Below are 270 nucleotides of genomic sequence, written 5' to 3'. Positions count from 1 at the left end.
CCAGCCGCACCACGCGCACCACCCGCCGCGACTACGACTTCGAGAAGCCGCGGCTGCTGCTGGAGGCCGGCAACCGCCCCGCTGCCGACGCCCCGGCCGAGCCGGACCTGGAGGACTACGACTACCCCGGTCGCTTCGTCGATCGCCAGCGCGGCAAGCTGCTCAGCCAGCGCGCCCTGGAGCGCCACCGCGCCGACCGGCGCCTGGGCGAAGGGGTCAGCGACCAGCCGCTGCTGGTCAGCGGGCACTTCCTGGAGATCGCCGAGCACC

1 protein-coding gene is annotated in these 270 nt (G+C 74.4%); it reads left to right on the top strand.

What is annotated here, in order from left to right:
• Positions 1–270: contractile injection system protein, VgrG/Pvc8 family (locus tag JHD77_RS32240; RefSeq protein WP_267907601.1), on the top strand; the 270-nt coding region annotated here is incomplete at both ends.

This window comes from Pseudomonas sp. P20 (genome assembly GCF_016463925.1).
In the GTDB taxonomy this organism is placed as follows: Bacteria; Pseudomonadota; Gammaproteobacteria; order Pseudomonadales; family Pseudomonadaceae; genus Pseudomonas; species Pseudomonas aeruginosa.
Note: the sequence above shows the minus strand (reverse complement) of the source record. Positions and strands in the feature narration are given on the sequence as shown.